Origin of the sequence: Pseudomonas sp. SK2 (assembly GCF_016772395.1) — a bacterium.
Taxonomy (GTDB): domain Bacteria; phylum Pseudomonadota; class Gammaproteobacteria; order Pseudomonadales; family Pseudomonadaceae; genus Aquipseudomonas; species Aquipseudomonas taiwanensis.
Map to the genome: position 1 here is coordinate 1,979,001 of NZ_CP061944.1, position 23,385 is coordinate 2,002,385.

General features: G+C 62.1%; 26 protein-coding genes. 13 read left to right on the plus strand and 13 right to left on the minus strand.

Annotation, left to right across the window (positions count from 1 at the left end; translation table 11 throughout):
* The first annotated feature begins 33 nt into the window (after positions 1 to 33).
* From IF103_RS08750 to IF103_RS08790, 9 genes are all read left to right on the plus strand, one after another.
* The gene (locus tag IF103_RS08750; RefSeq protein ID WP_104881960.1) at positions 34 to 1,680 is read left to right on the plus strand and encodes an acyl-CoA synthetase; all 1,647 of its coding nucleotides are present in this window, start codon (positions 34 to 36) and stop codon (positions 1,678 to 1,680) included.
* A 13-nt stretch (positions 1,681 to 1,693) separates the two neighbouring features.
* On the plus strand, positions 1,694 to 2,461 hold the full coding sequence (locus IF103_RS08755) for an SDR family NAD(P)-dependent oxidoreductase (RefSeq protein WP_023379756.1): 768 nt from the start codon (positions 1,694 to 1,696) through the stop codon (positions 2,459 to 2,461).
* Between the two features lie 12 nt (positions 2,462 to 2,473).
* Complete coding sequence (locus IF103_RS08760) at positions 2,474 to 3,667, plus strand: acetyl-CoA C-acyltransferase (protein WP_023379757.1); 1,194 nt, start codon at positions 2,474 to 2,476, stop codon at positions 3,665 to 3,667.
* A gap of 8 nt (positions 3,668 to 3,675) precedes the next feature.
* Positions 3,676 to 4,803, plus strand: a complete 1,128-nt coding sequence (locus tag IF103_RS08765; RefSeq protein WP_023379758.1) for an acyl-CoA dehydrogenase — start codon at positions 3,676 to 3,678, stop codon at positions 4,801 to 4,803.
* 13 nt (positions 4,804 to 4,816) lie between these two features.
* Positions 4,817 to 5,590 carry an enoyl-CoA hydratase gene (locus IF103_RS08770; RefSeq protein WP_023379759.1) on the plus strand — a complete coding sequence of 258 codons (774 nt, stop codon included), beginning with the start codon at positions 4,817 to 4,819 and terminating at the stop codon, positions 5,588 to 5,590.
* 290 nt (positions 5,591 to 5,880) lie between these two features.
* The gene (locus IF103_RS08775; RefSeq protein ID WP_023379760.1) at positions 5,881 to 6,285 is read left to right on the plus strand and encodes a TraR/DksA family transcriptional regulator; all 405 of its coding nucleotides are present in this window, start codon (positions 5,881 to 5,883) and stop codon (positions 6,283 to 6,285) included.
* 180 nt (positions 6,286 to 6,465) lie between these two features.
* Positions 6,466 to 6,660: a hypothetical protein gene (locus tag IF103_RS08780; RefSeq protein ID WP_023379761.1), complete on the plus strand. Its 195-nt coding sequence runs from the start codon at positions 6,466 to 6,468 to the stop codon at positions 6,658 to 6,660.
* 376 nt (positions 6,661 to 7,036) lie between these two features.
* A complete protein-coding gene (locus IF103_RS08785) occupies positions 7,037 to 7,507 on the plus strand; it encodes a hypothetical protein (RefSeq protein WP_023379762.1) in 471 nt (156 codons plus the stop codon).
* A complete protein-coding gene (locus tag IF103_RS08790) occupies positions 7,504 to 7,716 on the plus strand; it encodes a hypothetical protein (RefSeq protein ID WP_023379763.1) in 213 nt (70 codons plus the stop codon). The genes IF103_RS08785 and IF103_RS08790 overlap by 4 nt, the downstream gene beginning before the upstream one ends.
* 12 nt (positions 7,717 to 7,728) lie before the next feature.
* Here IF103_RS08790 and IF103_RS08795 read toward each other — a convergent pair whose 3' ends face one another.
* The 7 genes from IF103_RS08795 to IF103_RS08825 form a co-directional block, all read right to left on the minus strand.
* On the minus strand, positions 7,729 to 8,094 hold the full coding sequence (locus IF103_RS08795) for a Na+/H+ antiporter subunit G (protein ID WP_023379764.1): 366 nt from the start codon (positions 8,092 to 8,094) through the stop codon (positions 7,729 to 7,731).
* Positions 8,091 to 8,369: a K+/H+ antiporter subunit F gene (locus IF103_RS08800; RefSeq protein WP_023379765.1), complete on the minus strand. Its 279-nt coding sequence runs from the start codon at positions 8,367 to 8,369 to the stop codon at positions 8,091 to 8,093. Before IF103_RS08800 ends, IF103_RS08795 begins: the two co-directional genes overlap by 4 nt.
* Positions 8,366 to 8,854, minus strand: coding sequence for a Na+/H+ antiporter subunit E (locus IF103_RS08805; protein ID WP_023379766.1), 489 nt, complete (start codon positions 8,852 to 8,854; stop codon positions 8,366 to 8,368). Before IF103_RS08805 ends, IF103_RS08800 begins: the two co-directional genes overlap by 4 nt.
* Positions 8,851 to 10,530 carry a monovalent cation/H+ antiporter subunit D gene (locus IF103_RS08810; protein WP_023379767.1) on the minus strand — a complete coding sequence of 560 codons (1,680 nt, stop codon included), beginning with the start codon at positions 10,528 to 10,530 and terminating at the stop codon, positions 8,851 to 8,853. Before IF103_RS08810 ends, IF103_RS08805 begins: the two co-directional genes overlap by 4 nt.
* Positions 10,527 to 10,871, minus strand: a complete 345-nt coding sequence (locus IF103_RS08815; RefSeq protein ID WP_023379768.1) for a Na+/H+ antiporter subunit C — start codon at positions 10,869 to 10,871, stop codon at positions 10,527 to 10,529. The genes IF103_RS08810 and IF103_RS08815 overlap by 4 nt, the downstream gene beginning before the upstream one ends.
* Complete coding sequence (locus IF103_RS08820) at positions 10,871 to 13,786, minus strand: monovalent cation/H+ antiporter subunit A (protein WP_027907624.1); 2,916 nt, start codon at positions 13,784 to 13,786, stop codon at positions 10,871 to 10,873. Before IF103_RS08820 ends, IF103_RS08815 begins: the two co-directional genes overlap by 1 nt.
* 150 nt (positions 13,787 to 13,936) lie before the next feature.
* Positions 13,937 to 14,887, minus strand: a complete 951-nt coding sequence (locus IF103_RS08825; RefSeq protein WP_023379770.1) for a DMT family transporter — start codon at positions 14,885 to 14,887, stop codon at positions 13,937 to 13,939.
* Positions 14,888 to 14,970: 83 nt separating this feature from the next.
* Between IF103_RS08825 and IF103_RS08830 the strand changes: the two genes are divergently transcribed.
* The gene (locus IF103_RS08830; protein ID WP_023379771.1) at positions 14,971 to 15,534 is read left to right on the plus strand and encodes a helix-turn-helix domain-containing protein; all 564 of its coding nucleotides are present in this window, start codon (positions 14,971 to 14,973) and stop codon (positions 15,532 to 15,534) included.
* Positions 15,535 to 15,553: 19 nt separating this feature from the next.
* Here the strand turns inward: IF103_RS08830 and IF103_RS08835 are convergent, their stop codons facing one another.
* Complete coding sequence (locus tag IF103_RS08835; RefSeq protein ID WP_023379772.1) at positions 15,554 to 16,102, minus strand: cysteine hydrolase family protein; 549 nt, start codon at positions 16,100 to 16,102, stop codon at positions 15,554 to 15,556.
* 82 nt (positions 16,103 to 16,184) lie between these two features.
* On the opposite strand from IF103_RS08835, the gene IF103_RS08840 reads away from it, so the two are divergent.
* Positions 16,185 to 17,165, plus strand: a complete 981-nt coding sequence (locus IF103_RS08840; protein ID WP_023379773.1) for a GlxA family transcriptional regulator — start codon at positions 16,185 to 16,187, stop codon at positions 17,163 to 17,165.
* Here IF103_RS08840 and soxR read toward each other — a convergent pair whose 3' ends face one another.
* Positions 17,166 to 17,618 (minus strand): redox-sensitive transcriptional activator SoxR, encoded by a 453-nt coding sequence (gene soxR, locus IF103_RS08845; protein WP_027907622.1) that lies wholly within the window; start codon positions 17,616 to 17,618, stop codon positions 17,166 to 17,168. It lies immediately after the preceding gene.
* Positions 17,619 to 17,705: 87 nt separating this feature from the next.
* Between soxR and IF103_RS08850 the strand changes: the two genes are divergently transcribed.
* Positions 17,706 to 18,086 carry a hypothetical protein gene (locus IF103_RS08850; RefSeq protein WP_027907621.1) on the plus strand — a complete coding sequence of 127 codons (381 nt, stop codon included), beginning with the start codon at positions 17,706 to 17,708 and terminating at the stop codon, positions 18,084 to 18,086.
* On the opposite strand, the gene IF103_RS08855 is transcribed toward IF103_RS08850, so the two are convergent.
* Both IF103_RS08855 and IF103_RS08860 read right to left on the minus strand, forming a co-directional pair.
* The gene (locus IF103_RS08855; protein ID WP_202676031.1) at positions 18,065 to 18,835 is read right to left on the minus strand and encodes an alpha/beta hydrolase family protein; all 771 of its coding nucleotides are present in this window, start codon (positions 18,833 to 18,835) and stop codon (positions 18,065 to 18,067) included. The genes IF103_RS08850 and IF103_RS08855 overlap by 22 nt on opposite strands.
* On the minus strand, positions 18,819 to 19,928 hold the full coding sequence (locus IF103_RS08860; RefSeq protein WP_202676032.1) for a DUF3182 family protein: 1,110 nt from the start codon (positions 19,926 to 19,928) through the stop codon (positions 18,819 to 18,821). Before IF103_RS08860 ends, IF103_RS08855 begins: the two co-directional genes overlap by 17 nt.
* A gap of 224 nt (positions 19,929 to 20,152) precedes the next feature.
* Between IF103_RS08860 and IF103_RS08865 the strand changes: the two genes are divergently transcribed.
* The gene (locus IF103_RS08865) at positions 20,153 to 21,961 is read left to right on the plus strand and encodes an aminopeptidase P family protein (protein WP_202676033.1); all 1,809 of its coding nucleotides are present in this window, start codon (positions 20,153 to 20,155) and stop codon (positions 21,959 to 21,961) included.
* Between the two features lie 49 nt (positions 21,962 to 22,010).
* Here the strand turns inward: IF103_RS08865 and IF103_RS08870 are convergent, their stop codons facing one another.
* The gene (locus IF103_RS08870; protein WP_023379779.1) at positions 22,011 to 22,292 is read right to left on the minus strand and encodes a hypothetical protein; all 282 of its coding nucleotides are present in this window, start codon (positions 22,290 to 22,292) and stop codon (positions 22,011 to 22,013) included.
* 189 nt (positions 22,293 to 22,481) lie between these two features.
* Positions 22,482 to 23,369 (minus strand): threonine/homoserine exporter RhtA, encoded by an 888-nt coding sequence (gene rhtA / locus IF103_RS08875; RefSeq protein WP_023379780.1) that lies wholly within the window; start codon positions 23,367 to 23,369, stop codon positions 22,482 to 22,484.
* Between the last annotated feature and the right edge of the window lie 16 nt (positions 23,370 to 23,385).

Here is a 23,385-nt window from a genome sequence, read left to right on the forward strand (position 1 = left end):
GCGCTCCAACAATAAGAATCCAGGAGTCTGACGATGCGCGATTACGCCGAGGCCGTCCGTTCGTTCAACTACGAACAGGTTGCTCATACCGCCCTGCACGGCAACCTCAAAGCCCTCAATGCCTGTGTCGAGTGCTGCGACCGACATGCAGGCGGGGGCAGGCTCGCCCTGATCTGGGAAGGCCGTGACGGCCAAAGCGAACGCTACAGCTTCGACCAGCTTCAGCAGCAGGCCGCACGCTTTGCCAATGTCCTCAAGGCACAAGGTGTCCAGGCTGGCGACCGGGTCGCCGGTCTGATGCCGCGCACCCCGGAACTGCTGATCACCATTCTCGCCACGTGGCGATTGGGGGCTGTGTACCAGCCGCTGTTCACGGCTTTCGGCCCCAAGGCCATCGAGCATCGCCTGGAGCAGTCCCATGCTCGTGTAGTGGTCACCGACAGCCTGAACCGCAGCAAGCTGGATGAGGTGAACGACTGCCCGACCCTCATTACCGTGAAAGCGCCGGTAGGCGAACTGGATTTCCATCAGGTTCTGGCTGCTGCCGATCAGCACTGCGAACCTGTCATGCGCAGCGGCGATGATCCGTTCCTGCTGATGTTCACCTCGGGCACCACCGGTCCGGCCAAGCCTCTTGAAGTACCGCTGCGCGCGATCGTCGCCTTCCAGGGCTACATGCGTGATGCCATCGACCTGCGGCCGGACGACAACTTCTGGAACCTGGCCGACCCAGGCTGGGCCTACGGTCTTTACTACGCCGTCACCGGCCCGTTGTCGCTGGGCCATGCCACGACGTTCTACGATGGCCCCTTCAGCGTCGAAAGCTGCGCGCGGGTCATTAACAAGCTAGGTATCACCAACCTGGCAGGCTCGCCCACGGCCTACCGTCTACTGATCGCCGCGGGCAGCGAGTTTTCCACGCCGATCAAAGGCCGGCTGCGCGTGGTCAGCAGCGCCGGTGAACCCCTTAACCCTGAGGTGATCCGCTGGTTCGCCGATGAGCTGGGCGTGACCATCCACGATCACTACGGCCAGACCGAACTGGGCATGGTGTTGTGCAATCACCATGGATTGCAGCACCCGGTGCACTTGGGTTCGGCTGGTTTCTCCATTCCTGGCCACCGGATCGTCGTGGTGGACGAGCAAGGTCTGGAACTGCCGGCCGGTCAACCGGGCATTCTGGCGGTGGACCGCGAACAGTCGCCGCTGTGCTGGTTCGGCGGCTATCACGGCCTGCCCACCAAGGCCTTCGTCGGCAAGTACTACCTGAGCGGCGATACCGTCGAGTTGAACGCGGACGGCAGCATCAGTTTCGTCGGCCGCAGTGACGACGTGATCACCACCTCCGGCTACCGCGTCGGCCCGTTCGATGTCGAGAGCGCGCTGATCGAACACCCGGCGGTGATCGAAGCGGCCGTGGTCGGTAAGCCGGACCCCGAGCGTACCGAGCTGATCAAGGCCTTCGTGGTGCTGGCCGCGGGCTTCAGCGGCAGCCCGGAGCTGGAGGAAACCTTGCGCCAGCATGTGCGCCAACGTCTGTACGCCCATGCCTACCCTCGCGAAATTGAATTCGTCAGCGAGCTGCCCAAGACCCCGAGCGGCAAGCTGCAACGCTTCATCCTGCGCAACCAGGAAATCGCCAAACAACACGCGCACCTGGCAACCCGCGCCAGCGCCTGAAAGGAAAGACAACATGCAAATCAGCCATAAGCACTTCATTGTCAGCGGCGGCGCCTCCGGGCTTGGCGCTGCAACCGCGCAGATGCTGGTCGAAGCTGGCGCCAAGGTGATGCTGGTCGACCTCAATGCCGCCGCCGTCGAAGCCAAGGCCCGCGAGCTGGGTGACAATGCCTGTTTCGCGGTTGCCGATATCAGTGACGAACAGGCCGCCAAGGCAGCGGTGGAGGCGGCGGTCGCCGCCTTCGGCAGCCTTCACGGGCTGGTCAACTGCGCCGGTATCGTCGGTGCCGAGAAAGTGCTGGGCAAGCAGGGGCCGCACGGCCTGGCCAGCTTCGCCAAGGTGATCAACGTCAACCTGATCGGTAGCTTCAACCTGCTGCGCCTGGCAGCCGCGGCCATGGCCGAAGGTCAGCCGGACGAGGGCGGCGAGCGCGGAGTGATCATCAACACCGCCTCCATCGCCGCCTATGACGGGCAGATTGGCCAAGCCGCCTACGCCGCGTCCAAGGGCGCCATCGCCAGCCTGACCTTGCCGGCCGCCCGCGAACTGGCGCGTTTCGGGATTCGGGTGATGACCATCGCCCCAGGTATCTTCGAAACGCCGATGATGGCCGGCATGACCCAGGAAGTGCGCGACTCGCTGTCCGCTGGCGTGCCGTTCCCGCCGCGCCTGGGACGGCCGCAGGAATATGCCGCGCTGGCCCGACACATCATTGAAAACAGCATGCTCAACGGCGAGGTGATTCGCCTCGACGGCGCGCTGCGCATGGCTGCCAAGTAAGGAGAACCGAACATGACCATTGCTAACGATCCGATCGTCATCGTCAGCGCTGTGCGCACGCCCATGGGTGGGTTGCAGGGCGAACTCAAGAGCCTGACCGCGCCGCAACTGGGCAGCGCCGCCATCCGCGCCGCCGTCGAGCGCGCTGGGGTCGATGCCGCCAGTGTCGAGCAGGTGCTGTTCGGCTGTGTGCTGCCGGCAGGTCAGGGCCAGGCACCGGCCCGCCAGGCTGCGTTGGGCGCCGGGCTCGACAAGCACACCACGTGCACCACCCTGAACAAGATGTGTGGCTCGGGCATGCAGGCGGCCATCATGGCCCATGACCTGCTGCTGGCCGGCAGCGCCGATGTGGTGGTGGCGGGGGGCATGGAGAGCATGACCAACGCACCGTATTTGCTGGACAAGGCCCGTGGCGGCTACCGCATGGGCCACGGCAGGATCATCGACCACATGTTCATGGATGGCCTGGAGGATGCGTATGACAAAGGGCGCCTGATGGGAACCTTCGCCGAGGACTGCGCCCAGGCCAACGGATTCAGCCGCGAAGCGCAGGATAACTTTGCAATCGCGTCGTTGACCCGTGCCCAGGAAGCCATCAGGAACGGGCGCTTCGCCGCCGAGATTGTCCCGGTCGAGGTCACCGAGGGTAAGGAAAAGCGCCTGGTCAAGGATGACGAGCAGCCGCCCAAGGCGAAGCTGGACAAGATCCCGCAGCTCAAGCCGGCCTTCCGCGAAGGCGGTACCGTGACAGCCGCCAACTCCAGTTCGATTTCCGACGGTGCTGCCGCACTGGTGCTGATGCGTCGCTCCGAAGCCGACAAACGCGGCCTCAAGCCACTGGCGGTCATCCATGGACACTCCGCATTCGCCGATACGCCGGCACTGTTCCCAACCGCACCGATCGGTGCGATCGACAAATTGATGAAGCGCACCGGCTGGAACCTGGCCGAGGTCGACCTGTTCGAAATCAACGAGGCATTCGCCGTGGTCACCTTGGCGGCCATGAAACACCTCGACCTACCCTCTGAAAAGGTCAACATCCATGGCGGCGCCTGCGCCCTGGGCCACCCCATCGGTGCCTCGGGCGCGCGCATCCTGGTGACCCTGCTGTCGGCCCTGCGCCAGAACAACTTGCGCCGTGGCGTGGCAGCGATCTGCATCGGCGGCGGCGAAGCCACTGCCATGGCCGTCGAATGCCTGTATTGAGGTGAGCCATGTTGGTAACTGATGAGCAACAACAGATCGCCGACGCAGTGCGAGACTTCGCCCAGGAGCGGTTGAAACCGTTTGCCGAGGCGTGGGACAAGGCCCACCGCTATCCACGTGAGGCCATTGCGGAAATGGCCGGTCTGGGCCTGTTCGGCATGCTGGTGCCGGAACAGTACGGTGGCAGTGACACCGGCTATGTGGCCTATGCCATGGCCTTGGAGGAGATCGCGGCCGGCGACGGTGCCTGCTCGACCATCATGAGTGTGCACAATTCGGTCGGTTGCGTGCCGATCCTGAAATTCGGCACCGAGCACCAGAAGCAGCAATTCCTCGCCCCCCTGGCCAGTGGTTCGATGATTGGGGCCTTTGCCCTGACCGAACCCCAGGCCGGTTCCGATGCCAGTAGCCTGAAAACCCGTGCACGGCTCGAAGGCGACCACTATGTGCTTAATGGCAGCAAGCAGTTCATCACCTCCGGGCAGAACGCAGGGGTGGTCATCGTGTTCGCCGTCACCGACCCGGAGGCGGGCAAGCGTGGCATCACCGCGTTCATCGTGCCCACCGACTCACCTGGCTACCAGGTCGCGCGAGTCGAGGACAAGCTCGGCCAGCATGCGTCCGACACCTGCCAGATCGTATTCGACAACGTGCGGGTGCCAGTCGCCAATCGTCTCGGTGAGGAAGGGCAGGGCTACAAGATCGCCCTGGCCAACCTCGAAGGTGGCCGCATCGGTATTGCCTCCCAAGCGGTCGGTATGGCGCGGGCTGCGTTCGAAGTGGCGCGCGACTACGCCAACGAGCGGCAGAGCTTCGGCAAGCCGTTGATCGAGCACCAGGCAGTGGCCTTCCGCCTGGCCGACATGGCCACTCGCATTGCGGTCGCCCGGCAGATGGTGCTGCACGCGGCAGCCTTGCGTGATGCCGGGCGCCCGGCATTGGTGGAAGCCTCGATGGCGAAGCTTTTCGCCTCGGAAATGGCCGAAAAGGTATGCTCGGATGCCTTGCAGACCCTGGGTGGATATGGCTATCTGAGCGACTTCCCGCTGGAACGAATCTACCGCGACGTTCGGGTGTGCCAGATCTACGAGGGCACCAGCGACATTCAGCGCATGGTCATTGCGCGTAATCTTTGAAGGAGCATCCTGCATGGCATTCGAAACCATCCTGTTGGACATCCACGGCAAGGTCGGCCTGATCACCCTCAACCGCCCCCAGGCGCTCAATGCGCTGAACGCGCAGATCGTGGCTGAGATCAACCAGGCGCTGGACCAGCTCGAACGTGACCCCAACATTGGCTGTGTGGTCCTGACCGGCTCCGCCAAGGCCTTCGCCGCCGGCGCTGATATCAAGGAAATGGCCGAGCTCCAGTACCCGCAGATCTATGTCGACGACCTGTTCAGCGATGCCGACCGCATTGCCAATCGACGCAAGCCGATCATCGCGGCTGTTTCTGGCTTTGCCTTGGGCGGGGGCTGCGAGTTGGCGATGATGTGCGACTTCATCCTGGCCGCCGACAACGCCAAGTTCGGTCAACCGGAAATCAACCTGGGCGTACTGCCGGGCATGGGCGGCACCCAGCGTCTGACCCGTGCAGTGGGCAAGGCCAAGGCCATGGAGCTGTGCCTGACCGGCCGCCTGATGGGCGCCGAGGAGGCCGAGCGCGCAGGTTTGGTGGCCCGCGTGGTGCCACAGGCCGAGCTGCTGGAAGAGGCACTGAAGGTGGCTGCGACCATCGCCAGCAAATCGATCCCGGTGAGCATGATGGTCAAGGAAAGCGTCAACCGGGCCTTCGAAGTCACCCTCAGCGAAGGTGTTCGCTTCGAACGTCGCGTGTTCCACGCTGCGTTCGCCACCGAAGACCAGAAGGAAGGCATGGCGGCCTTCATCGGCAAGCGCGAAGCACAGTTCAAGGACCGTTGAGTACAACCCTGTCGTGGCCTGGGCGCCACGGGAGGTTTTCGCGCCTCTTCCCCTGGCCGCCCACGACCGGCAAAGGTCGTGGGTCGGCCCTGCCTGGATCTGCCGATGGGCGGAATCCAGGCCATTTCGGTCAAATTCCCTTGTGATTGCAGTTGCTCCGGGCGACGTGGCGCCTTAGACTGCCGCCCCCTGTAAAAGAGTGCCGGTTGGCGCTTGAAGAATTCCGCTGCCCGCGCCAAGGCGCTGGCGGCACCCGAATCGCCCAATGCACATTTTTCATAGAGAAATCGATGACCAAGGAACAGTTGCTGGCCATGTCGGCCGATGACTACATGAACGCTGAACAGCTGGCATTCTTCACTGCCTTGCTGCAGGCGATGAAAGTCGAAACCCATGAACGCATCGAGCTGAGCCGCGCCACCATCGAAAGCCTGGATACCCCTTCGGATCCAGCCGATGTGGCCTCGGTCGAAGAAGAGCGCCACTGGCTGGTCAATGCCATCGAGCGTGACCAGCGCCTGCTGCCGCAGCTGGAAATGGCCCTGGGCCGTATCGCTGACGAAAGCTTCGGCTGGTGCGACGACAGCGGTGAGCCTATCGGCTTGCAGCGCCTGCTGATCAGTCCGACCACCAAATACTGCATCGAAGCTCAAGAGCGTCACGAGCAGCTCGACCGTCACCAGCGCCAGATCTGAGTCGACGCGTCTGACCAAGCCCCACGGAGCGATCCCTGGGGCTTTTTGCGTGACTGTAGTTTGCGACAGATTTGTTGCCATCGGCGCAATACAGCTGTGCTGAAGCGCGCTTTTTCCGGCACCTTGGCAGGCGTATCATGGGCTCATCGTTAGGTTGCTAATTAAATTCCGGAGGGAATGATGAATAGCCGAGTCGATGTAGCCGTGATGATTGGCTCTGGCGTACCTGCAATGTTGCAGGCGCAGGGGCGGCGGGTGTGCTGGGTGGTACTGGTCAACGGCGAACGCCGGGGCACTGCCTTCGCCAGCCGTGCCGAAGCGGTCGAGTGCCAGGTGGCATGGTTACAGCAATTGGATAAGGGGCGAGCCGCCTAAGTAGGATATTGCGCCCAGCGGCGTAAGAAAAAACCTCTTTTTCTCTCGACGGATTTTGGTGTTTTCGTGCATATTTCCGCCTACGTAATGCACCGATAGATTCCAGCGCCCATTCTGCCGAGGGGCCTGTCGCAATCTGTCGCATCTTTTCTGGCATTTTTGCTGTCAGACTTTACGCTTCCCCGAGGGGAATATGCCGAAAGCCTGCACTTAGGCCAGATCTGGCAAGTCAGAGTAACGATTCCTGCATGCAGCAGCGTCTGCAGGCACAGACATCTCGTGTATTGCGTTATTAATCTTTGTCTATCGACATGAATTGGCCGCGCCTCTTGCACGAAGAGTGAGTGCGGATGTAAACGGTTTGAGGATCACTTCATTGGCAGTCAGTACTCTTGATACCCACGCTCTGTTTGCCTTGGGCGACTTGCGCGCAAGGCTCGTCAAACTGTTTCAGGGGCGTTTTGTCTATGTCACCGAGCAAAGCCCCGAAGGTTTGTACATGGCTGAAATCGACACCGACAGTGCGTTGGTCGTCGACGACAAGCAACGTTTGGAGTTGAAGGTGGGTGACCACTTCCGGGCTGCGGTATTGCCCAGTCGCGAAGGCGGCAAGCTGGAGATGCGCTTTCGTGACATCAAGCTCAATGTCTATGGCGTAGGTGACTATGCGTTCGTTTCCGTCCCTGAAGGTGAAGGCATCGTGTTTCGCGAAGGCCACGGCGTGATGCTGGTGTTCGCCGCCCAGCAACAAGTTCAGGAAGGGCTGGGCAAATTGCTCAAGGCCGTGACCGGCAAGGTTGCGAAATGGCGTAAGGGTGAGTTGACCACCTTCAAGGCCAGTGAATGAGTGAAAGCGCCGTTACGCCCCAGAGCCGGGCCGAGTTTCATCTGCGGTATCAGGCGCAAGCCACCGCGCAGGCCGAGCATCTGTTGGCACAGCGGGAGCGGATGCAGGGTGCCTGGTTGGCCTGGGTAGCGGGCCAGCTCTATCAGCTGAGCCCAGCACCCTATGCCGCGATGGTACGGCGTGAATTGCAGCGTCTGAGCGAGGGGTAGAAAGGCGTCTGCTCAGTGGTCGTGATTTTTGTGGCTGCTGATTTCCTCAGGCACCGCTTCCTTCGACATCCGTTTGCGAAACAGCGCGGCCCTGGCCAGCAACAGTGTGGTTACCGGTACCGTGATCGACAGCAGGATCGGAATCAGCCAGGCGTGCAGTACCGGGCCCTCCTTGAGCCACGAGAAATAAAGGATCGAGGCCAGAGAGACGCACCAGGCGCCGATAGTGGAAGCCAGTGCCGGTGGGTGCATACGCTGAAAATAGTCCTTCAGGCGTAACAAGCCCAAGGCTCCCACCAGGGCGAACAGGCTGCTGGTCAGCAGCAGTGCGGCGGTGACAAGCTCAAGCCACAGAGGCAAGTCCAGGGTGTCCGTCATTCGATCACCTCGCCGCGCAGCAGGAACTTGGCCAGGGCAAACGAGCCGACGAAGCCGAACAACGCGATCAGCAACGCGCCCTCGAAGTAAGTATCGCTGGCATAGCGAATGCCGAGCACCAGCATCATCAGCATCGCCAGGATGTACAGGTAGTCCAGCGCCAGGACCCGGTCCTGGGCGGACGGGCCACGAAACAGCCGGATCAGCGCCAGGGCCATGGCCAACGCAAAGATGAACAGGCTGGCGAGGACTGCATTGGCAAGCAGGCCTGTCATTCGAATATCTCCATCAACGGGCGTTCGTAGGTGTGCTTGAAGTGTTCGATGAAGGCGTGTTCGTCTTCAAGGTCGAACACATGCAGCAGTAACACACTGCGGTCCAGGGCCAGTTCTGACCAGACGGTGCCAGGCACGACCGTGGTGATCATCGACAACGCCGCCAGGCCATGGGCATCACGCAGATCCAGCGGAATGTGCACGAATGCCGAGCGGGGTGGTCGCTTGCCTGCGCGCAACACGCCGCGCGCGACCAACAGGTTGGACACGATCACATCGATACCTACCCGGAAGATCAGCCTGGCGATGACCAGCGGCCGTCGCACATGGGCATGCTGAGGCCGCAGAGGGGCCATGAGCAAAGGCGCCAGCATGCCGAGGGCTGCGCCAAGCAGCAGGTTGCCGGCGCTCACCGATAAGTTGAGCAGCAGCCACAGCACGAACAGCGACAGGGACAGCAGCGGGGCAGGGAATAGTCGGCTCATGGTTGCACCTGCCCGTCGAGCGTGGTGGGGCCCGGTATCGGGCGTGCGGCCATCACGGCTTCTATGTACGCATCGGGTGCTTGCAAGCTGGCAGCGGTGTCCTGGGTATAGCGCAGCACAGGCTCGGCCCTGAAGCTCAGGATGATGCACAGGCCAAGCAGGATGACGATCGGCAGGTATTCGAAGCGGCGCAGTACCGGTGAAGGACGTTCCTCGGGCTTCCAGAAGCGCTGGATACCGACGCGGCAGAAGGCGATCAGAGAAGCCATGCCAGACAGCACCAGCAGTGCCACCAGCCCCCAGCCCGCCGCGCTCAGCGGTTGTTCGCTCGGAGTGCCAAGCCCTTGTGGATTGAACAGGGCGCTGATCAGGTTGAGTTTGCCAATGAAGCCCGATAGCGGCGGCATGCCAATGATCAGCAGTGCGCAAGCGATGAAGCTAAGGCCCAGGAAGGCCATGGTCCATGGGATGATCTGGCCGATCACGGCCTTTTGTTCATCGTCGAGGTTGATGCCTTTTGGAGGGTGCAGCGACTCCAGCGGCGGCGGAATGGCATCTTCCTCTTCATCCAGGGGCAGTTCGTTGGCCGAGCGCGAACGCTCGACCAGTTCTGCAAGCAGGAACAGTGCGCATAGGGCCAAGGTTGAGCTGACCAGGTAAAACAGCGCAGCGCCGATCAGGGCCGGCTGGGCGAAACCGATCGCGCCCAGCAGCGTACCAGCGGAGACCAGGATGCTCAGGGCAGCCAGCCGCTCCAGGCGTTGCGCAGCAAGAATCGACACTGCCGCCACCGCTAGCGTCACCAGGCCACCATAGACCAGCCACTGGCCACCGAAGTGCGCCGAGGCCCCGGCCTGGCCGGAGAACAGCAAGGTCCAAAGGCGCAACACCGCGTACAGCCCGACCTTGGTCATGATGGCGAACAGCGCCGCCACCGGAGCACTGGCTGAGGCATAGGCGGGTACCAGCCAGAAATTCAGTGGCCAGATGCCGGCCTTGACCAGAAACGCCATGGCCAGAATCGCGGCGCCAGCATGCAGCAGGCCACGGTCGGCTTCGGGCACCAGCGGTATCTTCAGGGCCAGATCGGCCATGTTCAGTGTGCCGGTTACGCCATAGAGCATCGCCGCGCCCACCAGGAACAACGACGAAGCGAACAGGTTGATGGCGATGTAGTGCAGGCCAGCCCTGACCCGTGCCCGGCCCGAGCCGTGCAACAACAGACCGTAGGAAGCTGCCAGCAGCACCTCGAAGAATACGAACAGGTTGAACAGGTCGGCGGTCAGGAACGCCCCGTACAGGCCCATCAGTTGGATCTGGAACAGCGCATGGAAGCTGGCGCCGGCACTGTCCCAACGGGCACGGGCGAACATCAGGGCGCTCACAGCAATGACCCCGGTCAGGGTCAGCAACAGGGCAGACAGGTGGTCGACAACCAGCACGATGCCGAACGGTGCCGACCAGTTTCCAGGCAGGTAGACACCAATGGACTCCGCCTGACCTTGGGTGCGCACCCACAGCAACAGGTAGATGGCGATGGCCAGGCCGCTGATGCTGGACAGCAGGTTCAGGCGGGCCTTGAGCTGGCGATGTTTCTCGCCCAGCAACAGCATCACTGCTGCCGTGAGCAATGGCAGCAGGATGGGCGCGACGATCAGTTGGCTCGCTCCAGTCATTCTTCACGCTCCCGGCCATCGACATGGTCGGTGCCGGTCAGGCCACGGGAGGCCAGCAGCACCACCAGGAACAGCGCGGTCATGGCGAAACTGATGACGATGGCAGTGAGTACCAAGGCCTGGGGGAGTGGGTCGGTGTAGTGCAGCAGGTCCTGGGTGACGCCGTCCTTGATGATTGGCTCCTTGCCGATGAACAGGCTACCCATGCTGAAAATGAACAGGTTGACGCCGTAGGACAGCAGGCACAGGCCCATGATCACCTGATAGGTGCGAGGACGCAGGATCAGCCACACTCCAGAGGCGGCCAACACACCGATGGCGATTGCAATGACTTCTTCCATCAGGCGGCTCCTGCTTGGCTGGATTTCGACGGGTTGGCCGGGCGGTAGGCGCGGACCGATTGGTGCGCCAGGGCGGTGAGGATCAACAAGGTCGAACCAACCACGACGGTGTACACGCCGACATCGAAGAACAAGGCGCTGGCCACGTGCACGTCACCCAGCACGGGCAGGTGCAGGTGAGCGGTATGGGTGGTCAGGAAAGGGTAACCCAGCAACATTGCGCCGACCCCGGTCAGGGTGGCGCAGAGCAGGCCGGTACCCATCCAGCGCAGCGGCCGCAGGCTCATCTGGGCTTCGACCCACTGGGTCCCGGCAACCATGTACTGGAGGATGAACGCCACAGACATCACCAGACCGGCGACAAAACCGCCGCCTGGCTGGTTGTGGCCGCGCATGAACAGGTACATCGACACCAGCAGGGCGATCGGCAGCAACAAGCGCACCAATACGGCTGGCACCATCATGAAGCCCAGTGCGGTATCGGCGGCATGACGCGGGTTGATCAGGTCGGTGACCACGTCTGGTGCCAGCAACCGTTGTTGTGCAGGCAGCTGCATGCTTTCCTTGGGCGGGCGGAAGCGGCGCAGCAGGGCGAACACGGTCAGGGCCACGGCGACCAGTACGGTGATTTCCCCCAGGGTATCGAAGCCGCGGAAGTCGACCAGCATCACGTTGACCACATTGGTCCCGCCGCCCTGGGGCAGGGCGCGGCTGAGGTAGAACGATGAAATGTCGTTGGGGGTCGGCCGGGTCAGCATGGCATATGACAACGCCGCCATGCCCGCGCCGACCAGCACCGCCAGCAGCAGGTCGCGCAGACGCCGCAGACGCGCACGCTCCTGGCTGCCGGGCAGCGGCGAGACGCCCTCGATACGGCGCGGCAGCCAGCGCAGGCCGAGCAGTATCAGCACGGTGGTGACCACTTCGACCACCAGCTGGGTCAGTGCCAGGTCCGGTGCCGAGAACCAGACGAATGTTATGCAGGTCATCAGACCGCAGACGCTGACCATGATCAACGCCGCCAACCGGTGGTATTTGGCCTGGTAGGCGGCCCCGATGGCGCAGGCGATGGCGATCAGCCACAGGGCGACGAACACGCCAGAACCCGGGATCTTCGGACGGTCACCCCAGCTCAGGCCGCTGTAAAGCATCGGCGTGAGCCCGGCCAGGAAGGCTGCCAGCACCAGCATGAACAGTTGCGCCTGCAGGCGGCGGGACGTCAACAGCCGTTCGATGCGCCGCGCCAGCAGCATCAGTCGGACCTGGCCGTGTTCGAACAAGCGCTTGCCGTTGAACCGTTCGATCAGTGGTGGGTAAGGGAAACGACCGCGACGCAATTGGTTGCGCAGCAGCAGGTACAACACGATGCCCCCGCTCATGGCGATCAGGCTCATGATCAACGGGGCATTCCAGCCGTGCCAGATGGCCAGGCTGTACTCGGGCAAGGTTCCACCTACCACCGGCAGTGCAGCCGCCGCCAGCAATGGGCCGACCGACTGGGCTGGGAAAATGCCCACCACCAGGCAGGTGAGCACCAGCAGTTCCACGGGGGCACGCATCCAGCGCGGCGGTTCATGCGGGGTGTGCGGCAAGTCCTGCGCAGTTGGGCCGAAGAACACATCGACGGTGAAACGCAGGGCGTAGGCCACGCTGAAGGTGCCCGCCAGCGTGGCAATCACCGGTAATGCGGCTTCGACCCAGGCGGTAGAGGAGATGAACACCGTCTCGGCGAAGAACATCTCTTTGGACAGGAAACCGTTCATCAGCGGTACGCCGGCCATCGAGGCGCTGGCGACCATGGCCAGCGTGGCGGTGTAGGGGACCAGGCGGATCAGGCCGCTGAGGCGGCGAATGTCGCGGGTGCCGCTTTCATGGTCGATGATGCCGGCGGCCATGAACAATGACGCCTTGAAGGTGGCGTGGTTGAGAATGTGGAACACCGCCGCTACGGCAGCCAACGGGCTGTTAAGGCCCAGCAGCAGGGTAATGAGCCCGAGGTGGCTGATGGTCGAGTACGCCAGCAGGCCCTTGAGGTCGTTCTGGAACATCGCGGCGAAGGCGCCAAGCAGCAGGGTCAGCGCGCCGGCACCGCCGACGATCCAGAACCACTCTTCGCTGCCTGAGAGTACCGGCCACAGACGGGCCAGCAGGAACACCCCGGCCTTGACCATGGTTGCCGAGTGCAGGTATGCCGACACGGGCGTGGGCGCAGCCATGGCGTGGGGTAGCCAGAACTGGAAGGGGAACTGCGCACTCTTGCTCAGGGCGCCGATCAGGATCAGTGGCAGCAACACCGGGTAGAGCGCGTGCTGGCGAATGGTCTCGCCAGCGGCCAGCACCTTGTCCAGGTCATAGCTGCCGACCACATGGCCGAGCAGCAGCGCGCCGACCAACAGGCACAGCCCGCCGGCGCCGGTGACCATCAGCGCCATGTAGGCCCCCCGGCGAGCATCGGCGCGGTGGTGCCAGTAGCCGATCAGCAGGAACGAAAACAGGCTGGTCAGCTCCCAGAAGAACACCAGCTGGATGAGGTTGCCGGAAATCACCAAACCGAGCATGGCGCCCATGAATGCCAGGAAGAAGGCGAAGAAGCGCGGTACCGGGTCTTGTGGCGACATGTAGTACCGGGCGTACAGCGACACCAGGGTGCCGATGCCCAGCACCAGCAGCGAGAACAGCCAGGCAAAGCCATCCATGCGCAGCACCAGGTTCATGCCCAGGCTTGGCAGCCATAGCAGTTCTTCGCGAATTACCCCGCCATGGGCGACTTGCGGGTACAACAGTGCTACCTGGACGGTACCGACCAAGGCTACGAGCCCGGCAAGGATGGACTCGGCGTTACGTGCATTGTGCGGCAGCACGGCTGCCAGGCAACTGCCCACGAACGGCAGAAGCAATAGCACTATCAATGACATAGCGTTCTATTCTGGAGAGGTTTGCCAAGGATCATACGTGCCGAGCAGTTGATCACCAACACGCAAGCTGTCGCAGAATCGTACAAAACCGGTGTGACAAGCTGTTTTTTTATAACAGTTTTTTACAAAGCATAGCTGCTGTTACGCGCTTTACCGGCTGCCTTCACGTTCGTGCTGAAGGGTTTCATCCGAGGCGTGGTCGGCCGCGTCACCGCGGCGGACCTTCAACTCGCTGACGATCACGGCCAATACGATCAGAGCGCCGCCGATCAGCGCCACGCCCGGCAGACGTTCGCCAGCGATGCGCCCGACGATCCCGGCCCAGACCGGCTCGCCCGCGTAGATCAAGGTGGCGCGGGTCGGCGATACCGATTGCTGGGCCCAGTTCATGGCCACTTGAATGACCGCGCTCATCGCGCCCAGTCCCAAGGCGCTGGCCAGCAGCAACCCGGAAAAGTCGGGAATGCGCTCCTGGGTCGGAACGATCATCAGAAACGACAGCAACGAAGCGGTGGCCAACTGCACCACGGTCACCCGGCGCACATCGACCTGGCCGGCATAGCGGCTGATCAGGATGATCTCGCCAGCGATGGCCACGGCGCTGACCAAGGTGACCAGTTCCCCTTCACTGAAATGCAGGGCGCCGCCTTCCGGGCCGGCCAGCAGCATCAGGCCGACGAAGGCCAGGCAGATGCCGATGCTCGGCATCAGGCCAGGTCGACGCCCGAGCACCAGCCATTGCAGCAACGGGACGAAGGGTACGTAAAGTGCGGTGATGAATGCCGACTGGCTGCTGCTGATGGTTTGCAGACCCATGGTCTGCAGGCCGTAGCCGAGCATGATGGATACACCGATCAGCATGCCGGCCTTCAGCTCGGTGAAAGTCAGGCCCGACAGTGCGCGCGCCGATACCAGGCCGACGAACAGGGCGGCGGCGGCAAAACGCAGGCCGACGAAGAACATCGGGCCACTGACGGTCATCACGTTATGGACCAGCAGGAAGGTGCCACCCCAGAGCATGGTGATGAACACCAGGACCAGTTCGGCCTTGCTCAGGCGTAAAGATAACGACGTCTTTGGGGCGGTGTCTGGCTGGTTCATGGTCTTGCGCACTCGGAGGGGGCGGCGCACAATCGCCGCAAAGTGGGCAGTATACTGCGCAACCTCTTCCAGTGAGCAATATAGTGCACAAAGATTCCGCGCACCGTTCATCGGTGCTTCAACACGTGAGCCAAAACGTCCGTCGCTTGCGTAACGGCCTGGGGCTCAGCCAAAGTGCCCTGGCGGAGCGCTCCGGGGTTAGCAGGCGCATGCTCGTGGCGATAGAGGCCGGGGAAAAGAACGTCAGCCTGACCACCCTCGACTTGATCGCCGAGGCGCTGGGCGTGGCGTTCAGCACGTTGATCCAGGCGCCTGACCACCGCGACCCAAGCCGCATCGAAGAGCTGGCCTGGGCCGGTGAGCACCCGCAGAGCAAGGCCGTGCTGCTGGCCAGCAGTGCGGCCCGACGAGAGGTCGAGATCTGGGAGTGGACCCTCGCGCCGGGGGAGTGCTACGTCAGCGAAGCCGACGCAGAAGGGTGGAGCGAGCAGATCTACGTGGCTGAAGGGCAACTGACCCTGATCATCGAAGGGGCCGAGCACTGCTTGCAGGTCGGCCAGTTCCATGTGTTTCCCAGCAACTGTCGGTACGCCTACCGCAATGATGGAAACGTGCCCACGCGGTTCGTGCGTAATGTAGTGATCTGACCGTAGGTATGGTCCGGTTTCACTGCCCCAGCAAGTCGTCGGTCTTCAACACCTTGGCATAGGCGAATGCCAGTGCGGCCATGGCCGAGGCATGCACATCGACCGCTGGAACCTGCTTGCCATCGAACTCCAGTGGCAGCGTCGCGCAGGCATCGTGCGCCACCGTGACTGCATAGCCATAGTCGGCGGCGGCACGAGTAGCGGCGTCGATGCACATGTGACTCATGCTGCCGACGATGGTCAGACTTTTTACACCGTGTTGATCCAGGGTGCGCTTGAGCGAGGTGTCGAGGAACGCGTTGACCTTGTGCTTGAGCACCTCTGGCTCACCGTCCAGGGGGGCGACTTTCTTGTGAAAGTGCGCACCGGTCGAGCCAGGGGCGAAGAACGGTGCATCAGCGCTTTCGAACTCGTGGCGAACATGCACCACCAGATCGCGTCGCGCACGGGCGGCGGCGAGCAGTCGTGCAGCGTTGTCGGCAGCGGCTTCGACACCGTCGAGAGGCCACTTGCCGCCGGGGAAGTAGTCGTTCTGGATATCGATGATGATCAGGGCGTGCTTGCTCATGTTGCCTCCTGTGGCAGTAGTCGTTGTCAGGCCATAGTTATAGGCTGTACGCACTGACCTGAGGATTGGCGCGAACGACACTATGGCGGCAAAAACTGACAACCCTGGCAGCCTGGAGATCGGCCTGCTGATCTATCCTGGCGCACAGCGTGCGGCGGTGCATGGCCTCGATGACCTGTTCACCGTTGCCAACCGTGTGGCGGCCGAGTTGGGGGCTGACGACCTGCCACGCGTGCGTGTCAGCCATTGGCAGTTGGACGAGACCGGGCAATTGCGCTGTATTGCCGATGAGCCGGGGCGCGAAGGGCATGGGCTGCGGGTGCTGATCATTCCGCCGAGTCTGGAGTCGATGCCAGTGCCTGAGGTACTGGAGCGTCACCGCTTGCCACTGTGTCACTGGCATGACCGGGGTACGGTATTGGCGTCGGTGTGCATCGGGGTGTTCTTCATTGCCGCCAGCGGGCTGCTCGACGGGCGCGCGGCCAGTACCCACTGGAACTACGCGCATACCTTGGCCCAGCGTTTCCCCAAGGTGCGTGTGGAGGCCAATCAGCCGCTGCTGGACGACGGCGACATCATGACGTCAGCCGGCTTGATGGCCTGGACTGAGCTGGGGCTGCGTCTGCTTGAGCGTTATCTTGGCGCCTCGGTGGCGTGCGAGACGGCACGCTACCTGTCGGTCGAGCCGGTTTCCACGCCAATGCCGGGGGCGCTGTTCAGCCCGAGCCTGGATCATGGTGACGAAGCTGTGCTCAGGGTTCAGCACTGGCTCCAGGCCGGAGCAGCCCACGACGCCGACCTGGCAAGCATGGCCGCCTGCGCCGGGCTTGAGGCGCGCACGTTTCTGCGGCGGTTTCGTGCCGCCACGGGGCTCAGGCCGACCGAATATTGCCAGCAAGTGAGAGTTGGGCAGGCCTGCCGGATGCTGGAATTCACCCGGCGTACGGTTGAGCAGATTGCCTGGGGCGTGGGCTACCAGGATCCGGGCGCCTTTCGTAAGGTGTTTCAGCGAGTCACTGGCCTGACGCCCAGCGAGTACCGGCGAAGATTCGTGTTGCCTTGATCAGGGCAGATGCGGCCCTGGGCCTTCTTCTGCCAGATGATCCTGACGGTTGCGCAAGGGGCAATCCTTCAACGACATGCAGCCGCAGCCGATGCAGCCATCGAGCTGGTCGCGCAACCTGATCATTTCGTCGATCCGCCGATTCAAGTCCTGGCGCCAGCGTGCGGAGAGGTGCCGCCAGTCCTCGGCGGTGGGGGTGTGGTCGCTGGGCAGCTCGGCAAGGGCCTCGGCAATTTCGGCTAAAGGTATGCCCAGGCGCTGGGCCATCTTGATCACCGCGACTCGACGCAACATCGCCCTCAAGTAGCGGCGCTGGTTCCCGGCGTTGCGGGTGCTCTGGATCAGCCCTTTGGTCTCGTAGAAGTGCAGGGCCGTCACCGCGACACCGCTGCGTGCCGCCAGTTGGCCAACACTGAGCAGCTTGTCAGCGGCGATAGGGGGCTTGCTTGGCATGCTAAAAAAGCTCTTGACCTTGAGTTAACTGGAGGTTTTACCCTGCCGAACATCTTGTAGCAAGTGCCCTCGACAAGGAGACTGCTGATGACAGCCACACCGCAAACCCTGTGGTTCACTCAGATGATCGAATACCAAGTGCCCGCCTCGCATCAGGCAGCGTTGGCCCAGGCGCTGGTCGTGCGCAGCGAAGAGTTGGCTGTGCGTTGCAAAGACTTGCAAGGGGTCAGCATCCAGACCAGCGACGATGGCAGTCGGGTGCTGCAGTGTCTGCAATGGCAGTCCCGCCAAGCCTGGGCAGCGGCTGCAGAGTGCTTTGCCGAGGAGCCGTTCTTCGACCTGTTGAGCCTACACCGGGCCCGGGGGGTCAACTTTGCCGCCTACCAGGCATTGTGCAGCCTGGTACGCGACGCCGATGGAGACCTGCACTGCCAGATCGGTGAGGGTCAGGCATACCACGGGGCATAATGCGGGTAGCGGTCGAGGCGTGCACCGATCACCATTTCGCTGATCCACGCCGTCAGGATCGAGCTGTAGGTTTTTTGGTTCTCCTCGCTGGAAAGCGCGTGATCGGCTCCATCGACAATGCGGTGGGTGAGCGAGTGAGCGCTGACGAACGCTGAGCGATAACTCATCATCGTCGTATGAGGGACATAGTCATCCTGCTCTGATTCGACCAGTAACACGTCGCCGCGAAACGCTGCACAGGCCGCCAGGGCGCGGTTGTCGTCCGGGCCAAGCGGGCGCTGGCGGTAGGCGTTGAGGCGCTGGCGGTCGAGGGTTTGCTTGGGGCTATGCCAATCCTCGTCCCAGTACATTGCCGGTACGCGCAAGGCCAACCATTTTACGGGCCGCTGCAAGGTCAGCAGGGTTGCCAGGTAGCCTCCGTAGCTGCTTCCGATGATGGCGATAGCGTTACTATCGACGGCCGGGTGGCCGGCCAGGCGGTCGTAGGCCACCAGTAGGTCTTGGAGGTTCTGCTCGCGCGTGACGGTCAGGCGTTGGCTAGCGGTATTTTCGTGGCCACGCAGGTCGAAGGTCATGCACACGCAGCCAAGTCCCGTAATCTGTCTGGCGCGGGCCAGGTCCCGTTGCTGGCTACCGCCCCAGCCGTGGACGAACAGAATGCCTGGCATCTTGTTGCCGGGGCTGACAAGAGTGCCGGCTATGCTGTCGCCTTCGACCTGCAGATCAACGGATTCACTCTGAATACTCATAGTGGCGAATCCGTGCGAATTTGCTGAGTTGTCCGAGTTCACTGTCGTTTCCTTGGTAGAAGAGGGTGGCGTCAGTGGGTAGTTCAAGTTGCCCGAAAACTTCGTGGGTCGAGGCGCAGACCTGCTGCAGTGCCGGGTCGTCGGCGAAAGCCTGCAGTGCCAGGAGTTCTGCACTGCTGGCGCCGCCGACGCGCCACGATTGCTCGAGCACGCCGCTGCGCAGGCGGCCTTGGCCATTGCTCCCGCGTGCGATGTCATAGTTGCGCCGCGATGCGATGAAACCGGGAAAGTGCTGCTCTGCGGCTTCCTCGTAAATCATGGCCTGGCGGATCGCCAGGCGCACATGGTCTTCCAGGGGCAGTTGCAGCAAGGCGTGGTAATCACCACGTACCACGACCAGTTCTGAGCCGCCGTAGACCTCTTCCCCTTGGTGATCACGGGTCAACTGCTGGGTGCCGTGATAGCTGCAGGTGTGGCCTGCGACCTGTACCTGGCCGACGCTGAAGGTCTGTATGTCGCTCAGGTCTTCCTCAAGCACCAGACCCCAAAGTGCCAGATCCTTGTCGTCCATGCTGGCCAATAGCGGTTCCAGTCCATCCAGTTCGCTGATGGCTTTCTGGCAACGCCCGGCGCGCGACAGGACGGGTTTGATCCGCACTGGCCCGTCGCGCAGCAACAACTGGGCTGCGCGGCGGGCATCGGACTTGCTGAATACGGTGTAGCCGCACAGCAGCGCATCGCTGGCTTGTCGGGCAAAGTCGTCGGTCCAGCCGGGCGGGAAGCTGGCATTTGCCGGCAGTGGATGGGAGATTGCCTTCGTCGCCATGTAGGGATGGCTGACCAAACCGCCAAACAGGTCACGCGCGCTGTGAATGCCCAGCGCCGTGTACCGTTGCGGGTCGATCAGCGTTTCGGTAGGCAGGTAGTAGCACTGCTCGTGTTGCGACGGTGGCAGGTCGGACAGGACCGTCTCGCACCCCAGCAGTTGGGCCAGGCCCTGGGCCAGTTTCAGATGCACGCTGTGTTCGTGTTCCGGGGTGTGCTCGCGGGTGTCGAGCAGTACCACGGTGGTTTTCTCGGTGACACGTGCCATGTGCTTCCGCCTGAGCGCGATGAACATAGAGTTTGTGAAGCTGTGGCTTGCGGTAAGTTCAGCCGGAACTGATCGGTGGTCCCGCTCGATCGTAGGAAGTGTCTCGTTCCTACAGGGCGTCATGGGCATTGCATGCCGTGAGTCGACGCCACGATTGCGACACCGTGGCTGCTGTTCCATTATCCTCATCCTGGAATAACCAAGATGTGTCCGCAGGAGTGCGCATGAACGTTCAGACCACGATTGAGCAAAGTGTGCCGGAGCGCCTGGCGCGCGTGCGCGAAGTCATGGCGCGGGAGGGTGTCGATGCCCTGCTGGTGCCTTCGGCCGACCCCCATTTGTCCGAGTACTTGCCCGGTTATTGGCAGGGGCGCCGTTGGCTGTCGGGTTTTGACGGCTCGGTGGGCACCTTGGTGGTGACTGCAGGCTTTGCAGGGGTATGGGTCGACAGCCGTTATTGGGAGCAGGCCGAGAAAGAGCTGGCCGGAAGCGGCATCGAACTGATGAAGCTGATGCCGGGCAAGCCTGGGGCGCTGGAATGGTTGGGAGAACATATTCCGTTCGATGGCACGGTGGCCGTGGATGGGGCGGTCATGGCTCTGGCTTCGTCGCGACAGCTTCAAGATCGGCTAAAAGCCCGCGAAGCGCGGCTTGTCACTGACAAGGATCTGCTGGAAGAGGTCTGGGAGGGGCGCCCGCAACTGCCCTTCAACCCGGTCTATCAGCACCTGCCTCCTTATGCCACGGTCAGCCGGGCCGAGAAACTTGCCCAGTTGCGTGGTGCCTTGCAGGAGAAGGGAGCAGACTGGCATTTCATCGCGACCTTGGATGACATTGCCTGGCTGTTCAACTTGCGCGGAAGCGATGTTTCATACAACCCGGTCTTCGTTGCCTTTGCACTTATTGGCAAGGACCAGGCAATTCTGTTCGTGGAGGTCAGCAAGCTCGATGAGCATTTGCGTCATGTGCTTGAAGTGGATGGCATCGAAGTACGTGATTACAGCGCGGTCCACGAGGCATTGAAGCGACTGCCACACGGCAGCCGGCTGCTGGTCGATCCGGCGCGCGTGACCTGCGGCCTGTTGAATAACCTGGACGCAGGGGTGCAACTGATCGAAGGTTTGAACCCGACGACGCTTAGCAAATCGCGCAAGAGCGATGAGGAACTGCGGCATATTCGGCAGGTCATGGAGCAGGATGGAGCGGCCTTGTGCGAATTCTTCGCCTGGTTCGAGGCGCAGCAGGGCCAAGAGGTGATAACCGAGCTGACTGTCGATGAGAAATTGAGCGCTGCGCGTCGACGTCGTCCAGGCTTCGTTTCGCTGAGTTTCTCGACCATTGCCGCCTTCAATGGTAACGGTGCCATGCCGCATTACCGCGCGACCGAAGCGTCCCATGCGGTCATCGAGGGCGATGGCCTGCTGTTGATAGACTCCGGAGGGCAGTACCTTGGCGGCACCACCGACATCACCCGGATGGTTCCTGTGGGTACCCCGAGTCTTGAACAGAAAAAGGACTGCACGCGTGTGCTCAAGGGGATGATCGCGCTGTCCCGCGCCACCTTTCCACGGGGCATCCTGTCGCCGCTGCTTGATGCCATTGCGCGTGCACCGATCTGGGCTGACCAGGTCGACTATGGCCATGGTACCGGGCATGGCGTGGGCTACTTCATGAACGTGCATGAAGGTCCGCAGGTGATTGCCTACCAAGCGGCGGCGGCTCCGCAGACTGCGATGCAGGCAGGGATGATCAGTTCGATCGAGCCAGGCACCTACCGGCCGGGTGCTTGGGGGGTGCGAATCGAGAATTTGGTGGCAACCCGTGAGGCGGGCAAGAGTGTGTTCGGCGACTTCCTGTCTTTCGAGACCTTGACGTTGTGCCCGATCGACACACGTTGCCTTGTCCCGGAGTCGCTAACCGAGGAGGAACGCAAATGGTTGAATGGCTATCACCTAATCGTTCGTGAGCGCCTCGCGCCGCTGTTGCAGGGTGACGCACTGACTTGGCTGGAGGCGCGAACAACTCCGTTGTGACGTGAGCCTCTGCACGACCGAAAAAGGGCAGCACTTGGGCTGCCCTTCCTTATTTACAGATGACGATCATGCTGCGGCTGGTATAGCCGGCGGGATTGATGCCGAACAGGTAATCCCCGGGTTCTTCATCGGTATCCCCGGACCGCGCGATGACTTTGTAGCCTCGCTTGCTGCACGAGTTTGCGGCCTTGCTGTAGCAGTTGTCCCATGAAGAGGAGAGCCCCGAGCAGTTGATATGCAGGCCCTTCTTCCCTCTCTTGACCTCAGTCTTGGCTGTGGCGGCACATCCAGCAATAGCGAAGATGGCCAGGATGACCAAAATACGTTTCATTCCTGTCCTTACTGTGCAGGGCTTGTCAGGTGTCGCCCTGTCGTAATTGCGTCAATTCTTCCTGAAATGTCCCCAGCGTCCGTGTTCGGCTCAGTAGATAGCGTAAACATGATGATTCTGTGACAGCTTAATCAGCACGGCGGGCGCCCACAATGGTTAATCCTGTCTCAAATGAAAATATTTCTCATATCAGTCGGCGGCGACAGGAGGATTCGCTTCCCTGCGCATCGACAGTGTGGCACCCACCGAAGCAGTAATGATCGCCGCGATGGCCAGCCACTGAGTGAATGTCAGGACCTCGCCCAGGAACACCAGCCCTGACATCGCGGCGACCGCAGGCTCGATGCTCATCAAGGTGCCAAAGGTGCGCGCGGGCATTTTCGTGAGTGCGATCATTTCCAGGCTATAGGGCAGGGCGGTCGACAGGATGGCGACACCCAGGGCTAGCGGGATCACGGCAGGTGTCAGCAGGGCGCTGCCGGCGTGGACGATACCGATAGGCGCCACGAAGATGGCGGCGACCACTACACCCAGCGCAGCCCCTTGGATACCGTGCTCGGCGCCGGCACGTTGGCCGAACAGAATATAGAGCGCCCAGCACACGCCAGCTCCCAGAGCGTAGGCGGCACCCACAAGGTCCAGCGACTGGCCGCCATGGCCGGCAGGGATCAGTAGCACTAACCCTAGAGTGGCCAGGCCAACCCACAGGAAGTCGATGGCTCGACGTGAGCCGAACAGCGCCACGGCCAGGGGGCCGGTGAATTCCAGTGCTACGGCGATGCCCAGAGGGACGGTTTGCAGGGACATATAGAAGAGGAAGTTCATGCCGCCCAGCGCCATGCCATAGATGATCACATTGCGCAGCGTGGTGGCGGTAATGCGTGCTCGCCAGGGGCGCAGGATGAGCAGCATGATCACGGACGCAAAAACCAGCCGCAGTGTGGTAGTGCCTTGTGCGCCGATGATCGGAAACATGCTCTTGGCAAGCGAGGCGCCAGATTGAATCGATGCCATGGCAATAAGCAGCAGGCCTATCGGGAAAAGGGTGGCGGCCAGACTGCGGGATTGGGTGTTCATTGCTGTGTTGCGATCC